Annotated in this window: 15 protein-coding genes; 10 read left to right on the forward strand and 5 right to left on the reverse strand. The window is 56.0% G+C overall.

Annotated elements, in window-relative coordinates; all coding sequences use genetic code 11:
- Window positions 1-4: 4 nt before the first annotated feature.
- Window positions 5-1,534 (reverse strand): Re/Si-specific NAD(P)(+) transhydrogenase subunit alpha, encoded by a 1,530-nt coding sequence (pntA, locus tag FND52_RS17320; RefSeq protein ID WP_144132133.1) that lies wholly within the window; start codon window positions 1,532-1,534, stop codon window positions 5-7.
- Window positions 1,535-2,056: 522 nt separating this feature from the next.
- On the opposite strand from pntA, the gene ydgH reads away from it, so the two are divergent.
- From ydgH to rstB, 5 genes are all read left to right on the forward strand, one after another.
- Window positions 2,057-3,001 carry a DUF1471 family protein YdgH gene (gene ydgH / locus FND52_RS17325; protein ID WP_125293399.1) on the forward strand — a complete coding sequence of 315 codons (945 nt, stop codon included), beginning with the start codon at window positions 2,057-2,059 and terminating at the stop codon, window positions 2,999-3,001.
- A 190-nt stretch (window positions 3,002-3,191) separates the two neighbouring features.
- Complete coding sequence (locus FND52_RS17330; protein WP_144132136.1) at window positions 3,192-4,574, forward strand: amino acid permease; 1,383 nt, start codon at window positions 3,192-3,194, stop codon at window positions 4,572-4,574.
- Window positions 4,575-4,615: 41 nt separating this feature from the next.
- On the forward strand, window positions 4,616-5,338 hold the full coding sequence (gene folM, locus FND52_RS17335; RefSeq protein WP_144132139.1) for a dihydromonapterin reductase: 723 nt from the start codon (window positions 4,616-4,618) through the stop codon (window positions 5,336-5,338).
- 75 nt (window positions 5,339-5,413) lie between these two features.
- Entirely contained in the window at window positions 5,414-6,136 is a 723-nt protein-coding gene (rstA, locus tag FND52_RS17340; RefSeq protein WP_125293402.1) for a two-component system response regulator RstA, read from the forward strand.
- 14 nt (window positions 6,137-6,150) lie between these two features.
- On the forward strand, window positions 6,151-7,428 hold the full coding sequence (rstB, locus tag FND52_RS17345) for a two-component system sensor histidine kinase RstB (RefSeq protein ID WP_125293403.1): 1,278 nt from the start codon (window positions 6,151-6,153) through the stop codon (window positions 7,426-7,428).
- Here rstB and pdxR read toward each other — a convergent pair.
- Window positions 7,422-8,831 carry a MocR-like pyridoxine biosynthesis transcription factor PdxR gene (pdxR, locus tag FND52_RS17350; RefSeq protein ID WP_144132143.1) on the reverse strand — a complete coding sequence of 470 codons (1,410 nt, stop codon included), beginning with the start codon at window positions 8,829-8,831 and terminating at the stop codon, window positions 7,422-7,424. The genes rstB and pdxR overlap by 7 nt on opposite strands.
- Before the next feature lie 146 nt (window positions 8,832-8,977).
- Here pdxR and FND52_RS17355 point away from each other — a divergent pair, with 146 nt between their 5' ends.
- Both FND52_RS17355 and tus read left to right on the forward strand, forming a co-directional pair.
- Window positions 8,978-9,433, forward strand: coding sequence for a carboxymuconolactone decarboxylase family protein (locus FND52_RS17355; RefSeq protein WP_125293405.1), 456 nt, complete (start codon window positions 8,978-8,980; stop codon window positions 9,431-9,433).
- A 132-nt stretch (window positions 9,434-9,565) separates the two neighbouring features.
- Window positions 9,566-10,492: a DNA replication terminus site-binding protein gene (gene tus, locus FND52_RS17360; protein WP_125293406.1), complete on the forward strand. Its 927-nt coding sequence runs from the start codon at window positions 9,566-9,568 to the stop codon at window positions 10,490-10,492.
- Here tus and fumC read toward each other — a convergent pair.
- Entirely contained in the window at window positions 10,489-11,886 is a 1,398-nt protein-coding gene (gene fumC, locus FND52_RS17365; RefSeq protein WP_125293407.1) for a class II fumarate hydratase, read from the reverse strand. The two genes, tus and fumC, sit on opposite strands and share 4 nt — an antisense overlap.
- 153 nt (window positions 11,887-12,039) lie before the next feature.
- Window positions 12,040-13,686 (reverse strand): class I fumarate hydratase FumA, encoded by a 1,647-nt coding sequence (gene fumA, locus FND52_RS17370; RefSeq protein ID WP_125293408.1) that lies wholly within the window; start codon window positions 13,684-13,686, stop codon window positions 12,040-12,042.
- Between the two features lie 203 nt (window positions 13,687-13,889).
- On the opposite strand from fumA, the gene manA reads away from it, so the two are divergent.
- Window positions 13,890-15,068 carry a mannose-6-phosphate isomerase gene (gene manA / locus FND52_RS17375; protein ID WP_125293409.1) on the forward strand — a complete coding sequence of 393 codons (1,179 nt, stop codon included), beginning with the start codon at window positions 13,890-13,892 and terminating at the stop codon, window positions 15,066-15,068.
- Between the two features lie 105 nt (window positions 15,069-15,173).
- Window positions 15,174-16,730, forward strand: coding sequence for a YdgA family protein (locus tag FND52_RS17380; RefSeq protein WP_125293410.1), 1,557 nt, complete (start codon window positions 15,174-15,176; stop codon window positions 16,728-16,730).
- 28 nt (window positions 16,731-16,758) lie between these two features.
- Here FND52_RS17380 and FND52_RS17385 read toward each other — a convergent pair whose 3' ends face one another.
- Window positions 16,759-17,787, reverse strand: a complete 1,029-nt coding sequence (locus FND52_RS17385; protein ID WP_144132146.1) for a Mal regulon transcriptional regulator MalI — start codon at window positions 17,785-17,787, stop codon at window positions 16,759-16,761.
- Between the two features lie 159 nt (window positions 17,788-17,946).
- Between FND52_RS17385 and malX the strand changes: the two genes are divergently transcribed.
- A complete protein-coding gene (gene malX / locus FND52_RS17390) occupies window positions 17,947-19,539 on the forward strand; it encodes a maltose/glucose-specific PTS transporter subunit IIBC (protein WP_144132150.1) in 1,593 nt (530 codons plus the stop codon).
- Window positions 19,540-19,544: the final 5 nt, after the last annotated feature.

Here is a 19,544-nt window from a genome sequence, read left to right on the forward strand (position 1 = left end):
CCCCTTAGTTCTTCCGGAACATTTTCAGCATGCGCTGAGTGACGGTGAATCCACCAAAAATATTGATACTGGCGATCAGCACGGCGATGAAGCTTAAGAAACTCACCCAGCCGCCATGGCCAATTTGCAGTAGCGCGCCCACCACGATAATTCCCGAGATGGCGTTGGTCACCGACATCAATGGCGTATGCAGCGCATGGGAGACGTTCCACACCACGTAGTAACCCACCACACAGGCCAGGGCGAACACGGTGAAGTGGCCGAGGAAGGCTTTCGGGGCGACATCCGCCAGCCAGCCGAACAGAATAATCGCCAGCGCCATCAGGGCGTATTTACGCCACGGCGAGGCCGGTTTCGGCGGCTCAACGGGAGCCGCGTCGACTTTTTTAGCCGCCTGCGGCTGGGCGGAAACCTGAATCGGCGGCGCCGGCCAGGTGACTGCGCCGTCGCGGATCACGGTTACGCCGCGCACCACGACGTCGTCGAAATCGATGACCACATTGCCGTCTTTTTCTTTGCACAGCAGTTTCAGCAGGTTAACCAGGTTGGTGCCGTAGAGCTGGGATGACTGGGTCGGCAGACGGCCCGGCAGGTCGGTATAGCCGATCACTTTGACGCCGTTGGCGGTTTCGAATATCTGGTTTGGCACAGTGTATTCGCAGTTGCCACCGTTTTGCGCCGCCAGATCGACCACCACGCTGCCCGGCTTCATGGAATCAACCATTTCCCGGGTGATCAGTTTCGGCGCGGGTTTGCCGGGGATCAGCGCCGTGGTAACGATAATGTCGACGTCTTTCGCCTGAGCGGCAAACAGCGCCATTTCAGCCTTGATGAACGCTTCAGACATGACTTTGGCATAGCCATCGCCGCTGCCCGCTTCTTCCTTGAAATCCAGCTCAAGGAATTCCGCGCCCATACTCTGCACCTGCTCTTTGACTTCCGGGCGGGTGTCGAAGGCGCGCACGATAGCGCCGAGGCTGTTGGCCGCGCCAATCGCCGCCAGACCGGCAACGCCTGCGCCAATCACCATCACTTTTGCTGGCGGGACTTTGCCTGCCGCCGTGATCTGCCCGGTGAAGAAGCGGCCAAACTGATGCGCGGCTTCAACAATCGCGCGATAACCCGCGATATTTGCCATCGAGCTCAGGGCGTCGAGAGACTGGGCGCGCGATATACGCGGCACGGAGTCCATCGCCATCACGGTGACGTTGCGCGCCGCCAGCTGCTCCAGCAATGCGGGGTTTTGCGCGGGCCAGATAAAACTCACTAGCGTGGTCCCCGGATTCAGCAGCGGGATTTCCTGTTCGGTGGGGGCGTTAACTTTTAATATAACGTCCGATGCCCAGATCTCATCGGAACCCACCACTTCCGCGCCTGCCTGTACAAACGCGTCGTCATCAAAGCTTGCCAGTTTGCCCGCGTCGCGCTCAATGGCGACGGTGAAACCCAGTTTCAGCAGCTGTTCCACCGTTTTCGGCGTTGCTGCGACGCGGGTTTCATTGGCCAACCGCTCTTTTGGTACACCAATACGCATAGTATTCCCTTCCATCGGTTTTTTAATGATGGTTTGCCCATTTAACTTTGGCGCAAGCAGCCGTTTTTAGCGCCGCTTAAACCACAGAAAAATATCTTTGTAACAAACTTTCTATAACCTACTGAAAATAACGACTGTGATCCAGATTCGATCTACTGAATTTATGGGTTAATCGGTAAAACGGAAGTGAATACCGGTGCTGATAGCTTTTTTTATCTGGTTTTCCTTCCGGAAGGCCGATTTTACGCTTTATTGCAGCGACAAAACATGATTCTACGCCGCGCCAAATCGCTGTTTTAACATCAATTTAACGCTAAAAGTCATAAGCTTTATCATTTATTCCGGTCAGGCGGCTATTTTTGCATCCATAACGGCAGGTTATTACCCGAAATATTGCCTGGCGCACCAGATGACAAAAATGGCGCAGACAATAACGTCCTTTCAATGCAATAATCAGCGGCTGACGGTTTTTAGCATGCAATATCAGTTTTCATTTTTGCGCAAGGCAAAGGATTAATGTTTATGAAGCTCAAGAATTCCCTTCTGGTGTCTGCTGTGTTGTCGCTCTGCGCGTTGTCCGCACAGGCTGCCACCGAGTTAACGCCCGAGCAGGCAGCCGCGCTGAAACCCTTTGACCGTATCACCATCACGGGAAGGTTCAACGCAATCAACGAGGCGGCGACAGCCATCTCGCGTAAAGCCGATAGCGTTGGCGCCGCCTCCTTTTATATCGTTGATACGAATGACACTGGCAACAGCGGCAACTGGCGCGTCATTGCAGACGTTTACCATGAAAATGCACCAAAAGCAGAAGCACCTAAAAACCGTGTGATCGCGGGCGTAATGGAGCTGCCGAAGGATGAGGCGATTGCTCTGGAACCTTTCGATACCGTGACCGTTCAGGGCTTCTATCGTAGCCAGCCAGAAGTCAATGAAGCCATCGCCAAAGCCGCGAAAGCCAAAGACGCCGCGTCGTTCTATATCGTTCGCCAGGTCGATGCTAACCAGGGCGGCAACCAGCGCATTACGGCCTTTGTCTATAAAGCAGATGCCAAAAAACGCGTATTGCAAAGCCCGGATGCCATCCCTGCGGATTCCGATGCCGGTCGCGCAGCCATTGCCGCAGGCGGTGAAGCTGCTAAACAGGTTGAAATCCCGGGCGTGGCAACCAGCGCTTCGCCAAGCAGCGACGTGGGCCGCTTCTTTGAAACCCAGTCGTCCAAAGGTGGCCGTTACACTGTCACTCTGCCGGATGGCACAAAAATCGAAGAAGTGAACAAAATCACCGCAGCACAAATGGTGCCGTTTGATAGCGTGAAGTTCACGGGCAACTACGGCAACATGACCGAAATTTCCTACCAGGTGGCGAAACGCGCCGCGAAAAAAGGCGCGAAGTATTATCACATTACGCGTCAGTGGCAGGAGCGCGGCGGCAACATTACCATCAGCGCCGACCTCTTCAAATAAGCGTCTCGACTACGCTTTCAAAGGCAGCCCATGGCTGCCTTTTTTAATACGCGTAATTTTTTGTGTGATACATCATTGAAAGCTGACTTCGCACTCCGTAGAATCGCGCGCCTCAGAGCGATCCTCCATGGTTATGCGCCCAGGCGGTATAATTATTCTGGATCGGCCTTATTTTTCAAACAGGACTCCTATGGATAAAAAACTGGGCCTTACCGCATTAACCGCGCTGGTTTTAAGCTCGATGCTGGGCGCGGGCGTTTTCAGTTTGCCGCAGAATATGGCGCAGGTCGCCAGCCCCGCCGCGCTGTTGATTGGCTGGGCGATTACCGGCGTCGGGATCCTGATGCTGGCGATGGCGATGTTGCTTTTGACCCGTATCCGTCCCGACCTCGACGGCGGCATTTTTACCTACGCCCGTGAAGGCTTTGGCGAGTTAATCGGTTTTTGCTCGGCATGGGGATACTGGCTGTGTGCGGTGATCGCCAACGTCTCTTATCTGGTGATCGTATTTTCGGCACTCAGTTTCTTTACCGATACGCCGGAACTGCGGCTGTTCGGCGATGGTAATACCTGGCAATCTATCGTCGGCGCGTCGGTATTGCTGTGGTTTGTCCACTGGCTGGTACTGCGTGGCGTACAAACTGCCGCCAGCATTAACCTGGCCGCTACCCTGGCGAAGCTGCTGCCGCTGGGGCTGTTTATTTTCCTGGCGGTTATCGCCTTCCGGCTGCCGACCTTTAGCCTCGACTTTACCGGCGTGGCGTTAGGCGTCCCGGTATGGGAACAGGTGAAAAATACCATGCTGATCACCCTGTGGGTGTTTATCGGCGTGGAGGGTGCGGTAGTGGTATCAGCGCGCGCCCGCAACAAGCGTGACGTGGGCCGCGCTACGCTGCTGGCGGTTTTTGCCGCGCTGGCGGTGTATCTGCTGGTGACGCTGCTGTCGTTAGGGGTGATCGCCCGTCCTGAATTGGCGCAGATGCGTAACCCGTCGATGGCGGGCCTGATGGTAGAGATGATGGGGCCGTGGGGCGAAGTGATTATTGCCGCCGGGCTGATTGTTTCGGTGTGCGGGGCGTATCTGAGCTGGACGATCATGGCCGCCGAGGTGCCGCTGCTGGCTGCGACCCATAAAGCCTTCCCGCGTATTTTTGCGCGCCAGAATCAAAACGGCGCGCCGTCGGCGTCGCTGTGGCTGACCAATATCAGCATTCAGCTGTGCCTGGTGCTGATCTGGGCTACCGGTTCGGATTACAACACCCTGTTGACCATCGCCTCAGAGATGATTCTGGTGCCTTACTTCCTGGTCGGCGCTTATCTGCTCAAAGTCGCCACCCGTCCGCTTCATACCGCGGTAGGTGTCGGTGCCTGCATTTATGGGTTATGGTTGCTGTATGCGTCTGGCCCGATGCACCTACTTCTTTCCGTGGTGCTGTATGCACCAGGTTTGCTGGTGTTCCTGTATGCCCGCCGCACGCACGACAACAATATCGTGCTTAAGCAAACTGAAAAATTGCTGATAGGCTTATTACTGGTTGCCGCTTTGCCAGCCACATGGATGCTGATGGGGTAAACGCCCCATCTTCGTCATGACCTACTGACGAGGGTTACTTTATGGGGAAATCACCACACCGACCAATTCTCATTACCGGGGGCGGCCGCCGTATCGGGCTCGCCCTTGCCCACCATTTTCTGGCTGAAAAGCACCCGGTTATCGTCAGCTATCGCGCCCATTATCCCGCCATCGACGTGCTGGCGGAGATGGGGGCGGAATGCATCAAGGCTGATTTTTCCACCGATGAAGGCATCCTGGACTTCGCGGAACAGGTAAAGAAACTGACGCCATGCCTGCGTGCCATCATTCATAACGCCAGCGCCTGGCAAACCGAAAAGGCCGGGCCGATTTCCGGGGATGTGATCACCGAAATGATGCAGGTGCATGTGCATGCGCCCTATTTAATCAATCTTTCGCTTGAATCTCTGCTGCGCGGCCACGGCCATGCGGCCAGCGATATTATTCACTTTACCGATTACGTGGTGGAGCGCGGCAGCGAAAAACATATCGCCTATGCGGCCAGTAAGGCGGCGCTGGACAATATGACGCGCTCCTTCGCCCGTAAGCTGGCCCCGGAAGTCAAAGTTAACGCCATTGCGCCGTCCCTGATCTTATTTAACGAGCTGGATGACGCCGCCTACCGGCAACGCGCGCTGAATAAATCGCTGATGAAAACAGAACCGGGTGAGAAAGAAGTTATCGACCTGGTGGAATATCTGCTGACCAGCTGTTACGTCACAGGGCGCAGTTTCCCGGTGGACGGCGGACGCCATCTTCGCTAGTGGTTTACCCGGCGTTAATGGAACCCGGCGCGCTGAAGGTGTAACCTGTTTTTTTTGATCGATAAGCGCCGGTCTATGAGCAAAATTGTATTTGTCGAAGACGATCCCGAGGTAGGCTCGCTGATTGCGGCCTACCTCGGCAAGCATGATATTGAGGTACTGCTGGAGACGCGCGGCGATCGGGCCATCGACGTTATTCTGGCACAGCAGCCGGATCTGGTACTGCTGGATATTATGCTACCGGGAAAAGACGGCATGAGCCTGTGCCGCGACCTGCGCCCGCTATGGCAGGGGCCGATCGTGCTGCTCACCTCACTGGACAGCGATATGAACCACATCCTGGCGCTGGAAATGGGTGCCAACGATTATATTCTGAAAACCACCCCGCCTGCGGTACTGCTTGCCCGCCTGCGTTTGCATTTACGCCAGCGCCTGAGTACGGCGTCCCCTGAACCTGCCACCCCGCGTTCACCGCACAAAGCATTGCACTTCGGCACGCTGTGTATCGACCCGCTCAACCGCCAGGTGCGGCTGGGCGAGCAGAATGTGGTGCTCTCAACCGCCGATTTCGACCTGCTCTGGGAGCTGGCGACTCACGCCGGCAATATTATGGACCGCGACGCGCTGCTCAAAAATTTGCGCGGGGTGAGTTATGACGGGCTGGATCGCAGCGTGGACGTTGCTATCTCACGGCTGAGAAAGAAGCTCAATGACAGTGCCACTGAGCCTTACCGGATAAAAACCGTGCGCAATAAAGGTTATCTTTTTGCCCCTCACGCCTGGGAAACAGCGGATTAAGCGAAGATGGCCGTATGAAGAAGCTCTTTATCCAGTTTTATTTGCTGCTATTCGTCTGTTTTTTAGTCATGACGATGCTGGTTGGCCTGGTCTATAAATTCACCGCTGAACGTGCCGGACGGCAGTCACTGGATGATTTAATGAAAAGCTCGCTGTACTTAATGCGTAGCGAGCTGCGGGAAATACCGCCGCGCGACTGGAACAAAACCATTAAGCAACTCGACTTCAACCTCTCTTTCGATCTGCGCATTGAACCCCTGAACCATTATCATCTCGCCCCCCAGCCTGCACAGCGCCTGCGCAGCGGGGAAATCGTGGCGCTGGATGATGAATATACGTTTATCCAACGCATTCCCCGCAGCCACTATGTGCTGGCGGTCGGTCCTGTGCCGTATCTCTATTTTATGCATCAAATGCGCCTGCTGGACGTGGCACTGATTGTGTTTATCGCCTTTTCGCTGGCCGTGCCGGTGTTTATCTGGCTGCGTCCGCACTGGAAAGAGATGCTCAAACTGGAATCTGCCGCGCAGCGTTTTGGCGAGGGCCATCTGGATGAACGCATCCATTTTGACGATGCCTCAAGTTTCGAACGGCTCGGCGTGGCTTTTAATCAGATGGCGGACAACATCAATACCCTGATTGCCAGTAAAAAACAGCTCATTGACGGCATTGCTCACGAGCTGCGCACTCCACTGGTGCGGCTGCGCTACCGGCTGGAAATGAGCGATAATCTGTCGCAGGCCGAAAGCGCCGCCCTGAACCGCGATATCGGCCAGCTCGAAGCGCTGATTGACGAATTGCTGACTTACGCCCGACTTGACCGCCCGCAAAACGAATTGCATCTCAAACCGGTGGAATTAGCCGGCTGGCTGGAAAACCATGTTGATGACCTGCAGGCGCTGCGCCCGGATAAAACCCTGACGCTGCTGCCCTGCACACCCTGCGAAAGCCTGCTGGATCTGCGCCTGATGGCGCGGGTGCTGGACAATTTAGTGAATAATGCGCTGCGCTATTGCCAGCAGCGTATTGAAATCCGTTTCACCAGCGATGGCTTCAGGGGCGTGTTGACGGTGGATGACGATGGCCCCGGCATTCCAGAAAACGAACGCAACCGGGTATTTGAGCCGTTTGTGCGTCTCGACCCCAGCCGTGACCGCGCCACCGGGGGCTGCGGGCTGGGGCTGGCGATTGTCAGTTCCGTAGCGGTGGCGATGGGCGGTAGTGTGGCAGCCCGACAAAGCCCACTCGGCGGCGCGCGGTTTGAATTCAGCTGGCCGCTTCATCTTCAGTAAAGCTGTCGAATGATATGATCCAGCCCTTCGCAAGCCTGGCGAATCTGTTCTTCGCCACCCGTTGCCAGCCCAAGCAGTAGCCCCTCCCGCGCGGGATGCCCGTCGTTATACCATGCCGACAGCGGAGAGGGTGCAAACCCATGGCGACTGGCATGTCGGGCAATCGCGCGGTCATTAACGCCTTCTTTCAGGTGTAAAAGAACCGACAGCCCATTAATATCGGCGTCATAACCCCGTTGCTTAAGCACATCGACCATGATTGCGCTGCGGGCGCTATATGTGCGCTTCATCTTGCGCAGGTGCCGTAAAAAATGCCCTTCCTTGAGGAAAGTGCGTACCGCCATCTGCAGCGCCGGGTCGGGGGCCGGAGCCAGGCTGGCCACCACGTCAGCCACACCCTCAACCAGAACTGCCGGCACCACCATGAAGCCAAGCCGGAGAAACGGGCTGATGGTTTTACTGAATGATCCGACATAAATCACCCTCCCCTCGTTATCCATTGCAGCCAGAGCGGGCGCAGCACGGCGGGCAAGCTGCAACTCGCCAAGGTAATCATCTTCAATGATCCAACTGCGGTTATTTGCCGCCCATGCCAGAAGTTGTTCCCTGCGTTCAAGGGACATGGTCATACCCAGTGGCGCTTGCTGGCCCGGGGTGACCAGAGCCAGCGCCGCTTGCTGCGCATACTCCATGCCATAACTGACATCAATGCCTTCACGATCTACCGGCACCGGGACCAGAGATAATCCGGCTATTTCCAGCGCTCTCCGTGCCGGAGGAAAGCCGGGGTTCTCCACCCAGGCCCTTTGCCCCCGTAGACCCAGAGCATACAAGATGACGCCCAGCGCACCGGTAAAACCGGCAGTAATAAATATCTGCGATGGATGACATCTGATACCCCTGGAAAGCACCAGTTGCGCGGCAATTTCCCGTTTAAGTTCAGGCTCGCCTCGTGGATCGGAATAGCGTTGGGGCAGGTTCATAAAGGTTCGGGCTGAAGCCGACAACATTCTGGAAAAAAGACTCGAAGGGAATGCATCGCTCGCAGGAATCCCCATCTGAAAGTCACCGGTCGGGAAAAAGAACTCCTGGTATAAAGAGGAGCCGGGAAGCGGATCTGGATGAGTTAACGCCGGGCTACGGGCAGGCAGGAATTGCGCTACGCAAGTGCCCTGCGCGCGCGATGAGATAACAAGTTGCTCGTCGGCAAGCCGCTCATAGGCCGCTTTCACCGTTCCCCGGGAGACGCCTAACTGCACGGCAAGATCTATCCAGGAAGGGAGCCGTGAACCTGGGGTAAGTACACCATTGAGAATGGCTTCGGTAATGCCGATACGGATTTGCTCTGATAGCGAAACGCGCGCGGAGCGGTCAACGTGAAGATTCAGCTTTTTTGCGGGCATTGCCGATTCCTTGTTAGCTGGCCGCTCCCACACAAGAGTCGTGTTTATTTAGCGGCCTGGTACAGTATAAACCGTCATTTTTGGTTCTTTTTTTTGTATCTGCAACTGCTACTCTGCTGCTTCACTTAATCACCAGGAAAACAGCAATGACACAGCGTATTAATTATTCAAAAACATCCCCGGCGGGCGTGAAAGCCTTCGGTAGCGTGTATGGTTACATCGGTCAGTGCGGCCTGGAAAAAACGCTGGTTGAGTTGGTCAATCTGCGGGTCAGCCAGATTAACGGCTGCGCATTCTGCCTTGATATGCACACTCGCGACTTAATCGAGCTGGGATTCAGTCCGGTAAAACTGGCGCTGGTCCAGGTATGGGAAGAAGCCGGAAACGTGTTTACCGAACGTGAGAAAGCAGCGCTGGCATGGGCGGAGATTGTCACTCGGGTTGCAGAAACCCATGTGCCGGATGAGGCGTTCCGGGCAGCGTCTTTAGTTTTTGAAGATAAGGAACTGGCCGATCTGACCATGGCGATTGCGCTTATCAATGCTTATAACCGTCTGGCCATCAGCTTCCGGAACGTTCCGCAAGAAGCTGCCGGGATCTGAACCGTCAGCGCGCCACGTTCGTAATTGCCAACGCGTCAGGTCCGGCACTGCCAGACCTGACGTGTAACACAGTGGTCACGTACCGACAATCGTGCTATACCTGTTAGTATGTTGTAACTAAGGGTATCCGCTATGCGCTACGATCTTGCCCAACGTCTTACGTCCACCTTTCAGGAAATGGAACATCTGCTGCTCGGGTTTAAGGAGATGCTCGAACCCTGCCGCCGGCTCAGCGCCAGGGTGTTCGCCCTTCCCCCCGTCGATAAGGGCAAAGAGCACGATCCGCTGGAAAAAATCAGCGTGACTCAGCTACTGAGTAAAGCAGCTCACGACGCCACGATGCGCCACTTTACCCATCTGTTTATCCAGCAGCAGTCGGAAAATCGCAGCAGCAAAGCGGCCCTGCGCCTGCCCGGCGCCATCTGTTACGCGGTGAGCGCGGCCCAGCGCCAGCAGCTACTGGAAACCATCCAGAACATTAATCAGCTTAAAACGCAGTTCTCGGAGATTGTGGCGGTGGAGTCCGGCCTGACGCCCGCGCAGCGCTTTGAATGGGTGCATCACTACCTGCCCGGCCTGATCACGTTAAATGCCTACCGGCAAATTACGGTGCTGGAGAACCCGGCGACAATCCGTTTCGGCTGGGCCAATAAGCATTTTATTAAGAATTTCACCCGGGAAGAAGTGCTGGCGATGCTGGAGAAAAGCCTGAAGTCGCCGCGCGCGGTGGCTCCGTGGAGCAAAGAGCAGTGGCGCGAAAAGGTGGAGCAGGAGTATCACGCTATCGCCTCACTGCCGGAAGCCGCGCGCTTCAAAATCAAGCGTCCGGTTAAAGTGCAGCCGGTGGCGCGCGTGTGGTATGCGGCGCAGCAAAAGCAGGTACAAATCGCCTGCCCGTCGCCGCTGATCGTGCTGTGTTCGGATGAGCCAGGAACGCCGGTGCCGGAAATCGGCGAGCTGCTGAATTACGATGCCGAACACGTTCAGCACCGGCATAAGCCGCAGGCGGAGCCGCTGGAACTGCTGATCCCCCGCCTGCACCTTTATCTCGCCCGTTAAGGCTTCATGCTGCCAACCATATCCTGCGGGCGCACCCAGGCGTCAAATTCGGCGTCCGTCAGGTAACCCAGTTTCAGGGCGGACGCCTTCAGGGTCAGCCCCTCTTTATGGGCTTTTTTAGCGATTTCCGCCGCTTTGTCGTAGCCGATATGGGTATTGAGCGCCGTTACCAGCATCAGTGAATCGTTGAGCAACTGGTCGATGCGCTCGCGGTTCGGTTCAATCCCGGTGGCGCAATGGTGATCGAAGCTGTCCATCCCGTCTGCCAGCAGGCGTATCGACTGGAGGAAATTGTCGATAACCATTGGACGGAACACGTTCAACTCAAAGTTGCCCATCGCGCCGCCCATGTTGATAGCCACGTCGTTGCCCATCACCTGGCAGCACAGCATGGTCAGCGCTTCGCACTGGGTCGGGTTAACTTTGCCTGGCATGATCGAGCTGCCCGGTTCGTTTTCCGGAATGGTGATTTCACCGATGCCGCAGCGCGGGCCGGAGGCCAGCCAGCGCACATCGTTGGCGATTTTCATCAGCGAGGCCGCCAGCCCCTTCAGAGCGCCGTGGGCGTGAACCAGCGCGTCGCAGGTCGCCAGCGCTTCAAATTTATTCGGCGCGGTGACAAACGGCTGGTTGGTGATTGCCGCCAGCTCGTTAGCCACCCGTTCGGCGTACTCCGGATGGGTATTTAGCCCGGTACCCACCGCCGTACCACCCAGCGCCAGCTCCGCTACGTGCGGCAGGCTCTGTTCGATGTGCTTGAGGTTATGCTCCAGCATCGCCACCCAGCCGGAGATTTCCTGCCCGAGGGTCAGCGGCGTGGCGTCCTGCAGGTGGGTACGGCCAATCTTGACGATATCGCTAAAGGCGCTGGATTTGGCTTTCAGGGTGGCGGTGAGCTGGTTAAGTGACGGGATCAGCTGTTCGCGCAGGGCGATGACCGCCGCCACGTGCATCGCCGTGGGGAACACGTCGTTGGAGCTCTGGCTTTTATTCACGTCATCGTTCGGGTGAACTTTGCGCCCCATGCCGCGCTCGCCGCCCAGCAGCTCGCTCGCCCGGTTAGCCAGCACCTCGTTCATGTTCATGTTGGTCTGGGTGCCCGATCCGGTTTGCCAGATTGCCAGCGGAAACTCGCCTGCATGCTGGCCGTTAAGCACTTCATCCGCCGCCGAGATAATCGCCTCGCCCCGCTCCTGCGGCAACAGCTGCAAATCCATATTCACTTTTGCCGCTGCGCGTTTGGTGAGCGCCAGCGCGTGGATCAGCGCCGTCGGCATTTTTTCCGTTGAAATGCGAAAGTGTTCCAGCGAGCGCTGGGTTTGCGCGCCCCACAGTTTATCGGCAGGCACATCAATCGCGCCCATGGAATCACTTTCACTACGATAGGTTGCCATTCAATGTCTCCTTAACAAGAAAGTTATCAAGCCGACATGACTCACAGAAAATTGACGCTTTAAGTATTGATTAAGAAGGTAGTTCAGTTTGCTGGTTAGTGCGGTTAACGAAGGGAAAAACCGCCTCCCGTGAATGAGAGGCGGTAAAAACAGTTATTTCACGCAGCTGGCGCACTGCGATGACTGGATTTGGGCGAAGAAGTCGTTGCCTTTGTCATCCACGAGGATAAACGCCGGGAAATCTTCCACTTCGATTTTCCAGATCGCTTCCATACCCAGCTCCGGGTATTCGACGCATTCCAGGCTCTTGATGCTGCTTTGCGCCAGCACCGCCGCCGGGCCGCCGATGCTGCCCAGGTAGAAGCCGCCGTGCTTGTGGCAGGCGTCGGTAACCTGTTTGCTGCGGTTGCCCTTCGCCAGCATGATCATACTGCCGCCATTGGCCTGGAGCAGATCAACGTAGGAGTCCATGCGCCCTGCGGTGGTCGGGCCGAGCGAGCCGGAGGCGTAGCCTTCCGGGGTTTTGGCCGGGCCGGCGTAATAGATCGGGTGATCTTTCACGTACTGCGGCAGCCCTTCGCCATTGTCGATGCGTTCTTTAAGTTTGGCGTGGGCGATATCACGCGCCACGATGATGGTACCGGAGAGCGACAGGCGGGTAGATACCGGATATTGCGACAGCTGCGCCAGAATGTCGTTCATCGGGCGGTTAAGGTCCACGCGCACCGCTTCGCCTTCTCCGGCGCGTTGCAGTTCTTTCGGGATGTACTTGCCTGGGTTGTTTTCCAGTTTTTCAATCCAGATGCCCTGGCGGTTGATTTTGGCTTTGATGTTGCGGTCTGCCGAGCAGGAAACGCCCATGCCCACCGGGCAGGACGCGCCGTGACGCGGCAACCGCACCACGCGGATGTCGTGGGCAAAGTATTTGCCGCCGAACTGCGCCCCGAGACCGAGTTTTTGGGCTTCTTCCAGCAATTCTTTCTCAAGCTGGGTGTCGCGGAACGCCTGGCCGTGTTCGTTACCCTCGGTCGGCAGGCCGTCGTAGTACTTGGTGGACGCCAGCTTGACGGTTTTTAAGGTCGATTCTGCCGAGGTGCCGCCGATGACAAACGCAATATGGTATGGCGGGCAGGCTGCGGTGCCCAGGCTGCGCATTTTCTCCACCAGCCAGTTTTTCAACTTGCCTGGGGTGAGTAGCGCTTTGGTTTCCTGGTACAGATAGGTTTTATTTGCCGAACCGCCGCCTTTAGCGATGCACAGGAATTTGTACTCGTCGCCGTCCACGCTGTAGAGGTCAATCTGCGCCGGTAAGTTGGTGCCGGTATTCACCTCTTTGTACATATCCAGCGCGGCATTCTGGGAGTAGCGCAGGTTATCTTCGATATAGGTGTTATAAACGCCGTGCGCCAGCGCGGCTTCATCCCCGCCGCCGGTCCAGACACGCTGGCCTTTTTTCCCGACGATAATCGCGGTGCCGGTGTCCTGGCAGGTCGGCAAAATACCTTTGGCAGCAATTTCTGAGTTACGTAAAAATTGCAGCGCCACATACTTGTCGTTTTCGCTGGCTTCCGGGTCGGCCAGGATATCCGCCACCTGCTGCTGATGGGCCGGACGCAGCATAAACGACGCGTCATGGAAGGCGTGTTGCGCCAGCAGGGTCAGGGCCTGCGGATCGACTTTAACGATCTCCTGGCCTTCGAATTCGCTGACGCTAACGTGATCGGTGCTCAACAGATAGTATTCGGTATCATCCTTTTTGAGCGGAAAGGGGTCCTGATAATGGAAGGGTTTGTTTGACATTGTTCTCTCACTGACAGCCTAAGTTTAACTATTATTCATTCAGCACATTGTCCATGTGCCGTGTGCAAAAGCGAGTGCTGACATGCTACACAATTTTTTAACAAAAACTGAGACAAAGACGACTTTTTACCATCCGGGGTTACTTCACCGCGAATTGTTGGTTTAATACAGCAAGTTAATTCCACCTTGTTAAAGGCTTAATCATGCAAAAACTCATAAACTCAGTGCAAAACTATGCCTGGGGTAGCAAAACTGCGCTAACGGAGCTGTACGGCATCGCCAATTCTGAAAACCTGCCGATGGCAGAATTATGGATGGGGGCGCACCCGAAAAGCAGTTCGAAAATTGAGGGCCAGGACGGTAGCCTTCACGCTTTGCGTGACGTGATTGATGCAGATAAGTCAGCCCTGCTGGGCGACGCGGTGGCAACGCGCTTCGGCGAATTGCCGTTTCTGTTTAAAGTGCTGTGCGCCGACCAGCCGCTGTCTATCCAGGTTCACCCTAACAAGCAGGCCTCCGAAGAGGGCTTCGCCAAAGAAAATGCCGCGGGCATCCCGCTGGACGCGGCTGAACGCAATTACAAAGATCCCAACCACAAGCCGGAACTGGTGTTCGCGTTAACCCCTTTCCTGGCGATGAACGCCTTCCGCGAATTTTCTGACATTATCGCCCTGCTACAACCGGTGGCGGGCGCGCATACCGCTATCGCCCATTTTCTGGAAAACCCCAATGAAGAGCGGCTGAGCCAGCTGTTCGCCGGCTTGCTAAGTATGGAAGGCGAGAAAAAATCCCGGGCGCTGGCGGTGCTGAAAGCGGCGCTGAATAGCCAGCAGGGCGAGCCCTGGCAGACTATCCGTACAATTTCAGAGTTTTACCCGGACGACAGCGGCCTGTTTTCTCCGCTGCTGCTGAACGTGGTGAAACTCAACCCGGGCGAAGCAATGTTCCTGTTTGCCGAAACGCCGCATGCATACCTGAAAGGCGTGGCGCTGGAAGTGATGGCCAACTCTGACAACGTGCTGCGCGCCGGTTTAACGCCGAAGTACATCGACATCCCGGAACTGGTGGCGAACGTGAAATTCACCCCGCGCGCCGCCGACACCCTGCTGACCGCGCCGACGCGCGACGGCAATACGCTGGACTTCCCGATCCCGGTTGAGGACTTTGCTTTCTCTTTGCATGACCTGACTGCCGAACCTGCCACGCTAAGCCAGCAAAGCGCTGCTATCCTGTTTTGCGTGGAGGGCGAAGCGACCGTCAGTAAAGAAGCTCAGACGTTGACGCTTAAAGCGGGTGAATCTGCCTTTATCAGCGCCGCCGACTCCCCTGTTGGCATCAGTGGCAATGGCCGTTTAGCTCGGGTTTATAATAAGCTCAACTAAGTTACTGATCTTTTAGAAATGCGTTGCTAAGCTTTATCCAGCACGTCATTCATCATGCCAGACGATGAGAAGTCGTCTGGCTTTATTTTTTAGGGATAAACAATTATGAAAAAATCTCTGGTTGCCGTCGGTGTGATTGTTGCTCTGGGCGTAGTGTGGACCGGCGCGTCCTGGTACACCGGCAAACAACTCGAATCGCGGATTGCTGGCATGATCGCTAACGCCAACAGCGAACTGAAACGCAGCGCGCCACAGGCGGGCGTTGAGTTAGGCTATCAGAATTATCAGCGCGGCGTATTCTCCAGCCACCTGCAACTGGTAGTGAAACCCATCGAGGGCGTTGCCAGTCCGTTGATTAAGCCTGGTCAAAGCGTGGTGTTTAATGAGGACGTCAGCCATGGCCCCTTCCCGCTCGCCCAATTGAAAAAGCTTAATGTGATCCCATCGATGGCTTCGGTGCGCACGACGCTGGTCAATAACGAGGCGTCAAAACCGCTGTTTGACATGACCAAAGGCCAGTCGGTATTCGATTCCCAAACCCGCGTAGGCTATAACGGCAGCACGGCTTCCGAGATTACACTTGCGGCGCTGAATTACGAAAAGGCCGAAGAGAAAGTGGCGTTTAGCGGCGGCACATTTAATCTTGACGCCGACGGTGAAGGCAACGAAATCAGTCTGAAAGGCGATGCGCAGAGCGGTCTGGTCAGCGCGGTCAACGAATACGGCCAGCGGGTACAGATGACTTTTAACGGTCTGAAGTCCGACGGCTCCAGCAAACTGACCGAATTTGACGAGCGTGTCGGCGCACAGAAACTGTCGATTGAAAAATTTGCCGTGGCGGTCGAAGGCAAAGAGATGGCGGTGATTGACGGGCTGCATCTGGATGCGAAATCTGACGTCGGCCAGGACAAGAAGAAAATCGACAGCGAAATCAACTACGTGATGGATGCGCTGAAGGTCCAGAATCAGAACCTGGGCAGCGGCAAACTCACCGTGAAAATCGGCGGGATTGACGGCCAGGCGTGGCATCAGTTTAGCCAGCAGTATAATGGTCAGATTCAGGGGCTGTTAACCGATCCTGCAGTTCAGGATAATCCGGCACTGTATCAGCAGAAAGCGTTAGAAATCCTGGTGGCTAACTTCCCACTGTTGCTGAAAGGCGACCCGGTAGTGACCGTCGCCCCGCTGAGCTGGAAAAACGACAAAGGTGAAAGTTCTTTCAATTTGTCGCTGTTCCTGAAGGATCCTTCCGCTAACACTACCCCTGCCACAACACCGGAACAGCAGCTCGACCGGGTTGTGAAATCGCTGGAAAGCAAACTGGTGATCCCGGTGGATATGGCCACCGAGTTTATGACCCAGATCGCCCGCCTGGAAGGTTATCAGGAGGACCAGGCCGAGAAACTGGCGTCCCAGCAGGTGAAAGGCCTGGCGGCCATGGGGCAGATGTTCCGCATCACCTCAATGGAAGACAACAACATTGTCTCCAGCCTGCAATACGGTAATGGTCAGGTAACCCTCAACGGCCAGAAAATGCCGCTCGGCGAGTTCGTTGGTATGTTTGGCTTACCGGGCGATGCCGTGCCGGTACCCGTCCCGGTTCCGGTGCCTGTCCCGGTTCCTGCTCCGGCGACCCCGCCTGCTGCCGTACCGCAGCAATAACTGTAGATGGCCTCGCGAGAGGCCATTTTTATTTACGCTTTATTAACCTGCCTGCCAGTACGTGATGCCGGTGTGCTTCATCGCCGTGCTCAATCCGGTGAGCCATGCGCTCTGCGACTTCACGCCCCATCTCCTGCGCCGGTAGCGCCATCCAGGTGACGGGAATATCTTCCAGCTTATCGTCTGATAATTCGGTAAACGCGCCTAACGCTACGCTGCGGTCAAAGTAGCTTTCCAGCCCTGATTCGCCGCTTTGCAGCCCGGCGCGCATCAACCCGAACCAGGCACCCAGGGCGATGGTACTGTTATGACAAATTACCGCGCTGATGGTGGGGTTGTGGCGCAGCAATGCGCTGATTGCCTCCGCGGCCTGCTTCTGGCTGTTTTCGCACTCCACCACCCATTCGCTGTGAAAAGGCAAACCGTATTGCAAAAGAGTGGCGCAATAACCGCCGAGCCGTTCGGCGCGGGTTAGCGAACCGCTGTTGCCGCCCAGCCAGGCGATACGCTGGTGCCCCTGCTTGATCAGATGTTCGGTGAGCATCTGCGCTGCCTGGAGGTTATCAGGACGCAGCGTGTCGGCTTCATCGAGGTAACTGGCGCGCGAAGCAAACACCAGCGGAATCTCTCTCTGCTGCGCCTTTTCACGCAGTTCCGCGCCCATGCCGGCTGCGCCCGCGATAATCACTCCATCGACCCCCTGATTCAATAAAGTATCAAAGCAGTGCAGCATCTGCTGACCGTCTTGTCCGCTCTGGCTGAGCAGTAACATCCTGCCCTGCCTTTCCAGCGCATCGGTGAGCCCGGCGATCAGCTGCGCATAGAAAGGATGGCAGACGTCCCGGGCAATCAGGCCGATTACCCCACTTTGCCCGCCGCGCAACGCCGAGGCCTGGCGGTTGCGTACAAATCCCAGTTTTTCGACGGCTTCATTAACGCGCAGCCCGGTCGCCGCCGAGATGCGGCCTTTGCCGCTGAGTACCAGCGAAACGGTGCTAACCGATACGCCCGCCTCCAGCGCCACATCGTTTATGGTAATTTTCTTTTCCTGCATCATCCGGCAGGCGCTCCTGACTGTCGATAAAACGTTTTATCAATATCGGATTATTATAAATGTTTCTCAGTGATAAATTGTGACTGGCTGCTCATTAAAATTTGATAAAACGTTTTATCTTGCGCTGCATCATCAAACACTGGCGTTTAACAAGGAGCCGCTATGGCGACATCAGCCACCCCAAAAATCACTTTATGGGAATTCTTTCAGCAGTTGGGCAAGACCTTTATGTTGCCCGTCGCTCTGCTTTCGTTTTGCGGCATTATGCTGGGGATCGGCAGTTCTCTGAGCAGCCACGACGTCACCACCCTGATGCCTTTTTTGGCAAATCCGGTGCTGCAATCCATCTTCGTCTGGATGAGCAAAATCGGTTCTTTCGCGTTCAGCTTCCTGCCGGTCATGTTTTGTATTGCCATTCCGCTAGGGCTGGCGCGCGAAAATAAAGGCGTTGCTGCATTTGCCGGTTTTGTTGGCTTTGCGGTGATGAATCTGGCAGTGAATTTCTGGCTGACCGCGAAAGGCATTTTACCCACCAGCGATCCGGCAATTCTGAAAGCTAACAATATTCAGAGCATCCTTGGTATTCAGTCTATCGATACCGGGATCCTCGGCGCTGTCATCGCCGGGGTGATCGTGTGGCTGCTGCACGAACGTTTTCACAGCGTGCGTCTGCCGGATGCGCTGGCCTTCTTTGGCGGTACCCGCTTTGTCCCCATCGTGACGACCTTTGTGATGGGCCTGGTAGGCCTGGTGGTCCCGCTCATTTGGCCGTTCTTCGCCATGGGCATTAACGGGCTCGGCCATATTATCAATAGCGCCGGTGATTTTGGCCCGATGCTGTTCGGTACCGGAGAGCGCCTGCTGTTGCCATTCGGCCTGCAGCACATTCTGGTGGCATTGATTCGCTTCACCGATGCAGGCGGCACCATGGACGTCTGCGGCCACACGGTGAGCGGCGCGCTGACCATTTTCCAGGCCCAGCTAAGCTGCCCGGAAACCCACGGTTTCTCAGAGAGTGCGACCCGCTTCCTCTCCCAGGGGAAAATGCCGGCCTTTTTAGGCGGCTTGCCGGGCGCGGCGCTGGCGATGTATCACTGCGCGCGCCCAGAAAACCGTCACAAGATTAAAGGTCTGCTGATTTCCGGCGTGATCGCCTGCGTGGTCGGCGGCACCACTGAACCGCTGGAGTTCCTGTTCCTGTTTGTCGCCCCGCTGCTGTATTTAATCCACGCGCTGCTGACCGGCCTGGGCTTTACCATGATGGCGGTGTTGGGCGTGACCATCGGCAACACCGACGGCAACGTGATCGATTTTGTGGTGTTCGGCATTCTGCACGGCCTGTCTACCAAATGGTATATGGTGCCGGTCGTGGCTGCGGTGTGGTTCGTGGCTTACTATGCGATTTTCCGCTTTGCCATCACCCGCTGGAATATCAAAACGCCGGGCCGCGATATTGAAACTGCGAACGTGCAGGAAAAACTGCAGGCTGGCGCGCCGGGTAAATCAGGCTATAACGTGCCGGCGATACTGGCGGCGCTGGGCGGCGCGGAGAACATTGTTTCGCTCGACAACTGCATCACCCGTCTGCGCCTGTCGGTAAAAGATATGTCGCTGGTGGATGTCGACGCGCTGAAAGCCAATCGCGCCATTGGCGTGGTAAAGCTGAACCAGCACAATCTCCAGGTTGTCATTGGCACCCAGGTTCAATCTGTAAAAGATGAAATGGCTAACCTGATGAATATGGTCGAAGCATAAAATGA

The sequence above is a fragment of the Atlantibacter subterraneus genome, from assembly GCF_007570865.1.
GTDB classification, from domain to species: domain Bacteria; phylum Pseudomonadota; class Gammaproteobacteria; order Enterobacterales; family Enterobacteriaceae; genus Atlantibacter; species Atlantibacter subterraneus.

What these genes read in the sequence shown, in the direction of transcription:
- pntA (WP_144132133.1), bottom strand. Translation starts at nt 1,534, where the DNA reads ATGCGTATTGGTGTACCAAAAGAGCGGTTGGCCAATGAAACCCGCGTC.
- ydgH (WP_125293399.1), top strand. Translation starts at nt 2,057, where the DNA reads ATGAAGCTCAAGAATTCCCTTCTGGTGTCTGCTGTGTTGTCGCTCTGC.
- FND52_RS17330 (WP_144132136.1), top strand. Translation starts at nt 3,192, where the DNA reads ATGGATAAAAAACTGGGCCTTACCGCATTAACCGCGCTGGTTTTAAGC.
- folM (WP_144132139.1), top strand. Translation starts at nt 4,616, where the DNA reads ATGGGGAAATCACCACACCGACCAATTCTCATTACCGGGGGCGGCCGC.
- rstA (WP_125293402.1), top strand. Translation starts at nt 5,414, where the DNA reads ATGAGCAAAATTGTATTTGTCGAAGACGATCCCGAGGTAGGCTCGCTG.
- rstB (WP_125293403.1), top strand. Translation starts at nt 6,151, where the DNA reads ATGAAGAAGCTCTTTATCCAGTTTTATTTGCTGCTATTCGTCTGTTTT.
- pdxR (WP_144132143.1), bottom strand. Translation starts at nt 8,831, where the DNA reads ATGCCCGCAAAAAAGCTGAATCTTCACGTTGACCGCTCCGCGCGCGTT.
- FND52_RS17355 (WP_125293405.1), top strand. Translation starts at nt 8,978, where the DNA reads ATGACACAGCGTATTAATTATTCAAAAACATCCCCGGCGGGCGTGAAA.
- tus (WP_125293406.1), top strand. Translation starts at nt 9,566, where the DNA reads ATGCGCTACGATCTTGCCCAACGTCTTACGTCCACCTTTCAGGAAATG.
- fumC (WP_125293407.1), bottom strand. Translation starts at nt 11,886, where the DNA reads ATGGCAACCTATCGTAGTGAAAGTGATTCCATGGGCGCGATTGATGTG.
- fumA (WP_125293408.1), bottom strand. Translation starts at nt 13,686, where the DNA reads ATGTCAAACAAACCCTTCCATTATCAGGACCCCTTTCCGCTCAAAAAG.
- manA (WP_125293409.1), top strand. Translation starts at nt 13,890, where the DNA reads ATGCAAAAACTCATAAACTCAGTGCAAAACTATGCCTGGGGTAGCAAA.
- FND52_RS17380 (WP_125293410.1), top strand. Translation starts at nt 15,174, where the DNA reads ATGAAAAAATCTCTGGTTGCCGTCGGTGTGATTGTTGCTCTGGGCGTA.
- FND52_RS17385 (WP_144132146.1), bottom strand. Translation starts at nt 17,787, where the DNA reads ATGATGCAGGAAAAGAAAATTACCATAAACGATGTGGCGCTGGAGGCG.
- malX (WP_144132150.1), top strand. Translation starts at nt 17,947, where the DNA reads ATGGCGACATCAGCCACCCCAAAAATCACTTTATGGGAATTCTTTCAG.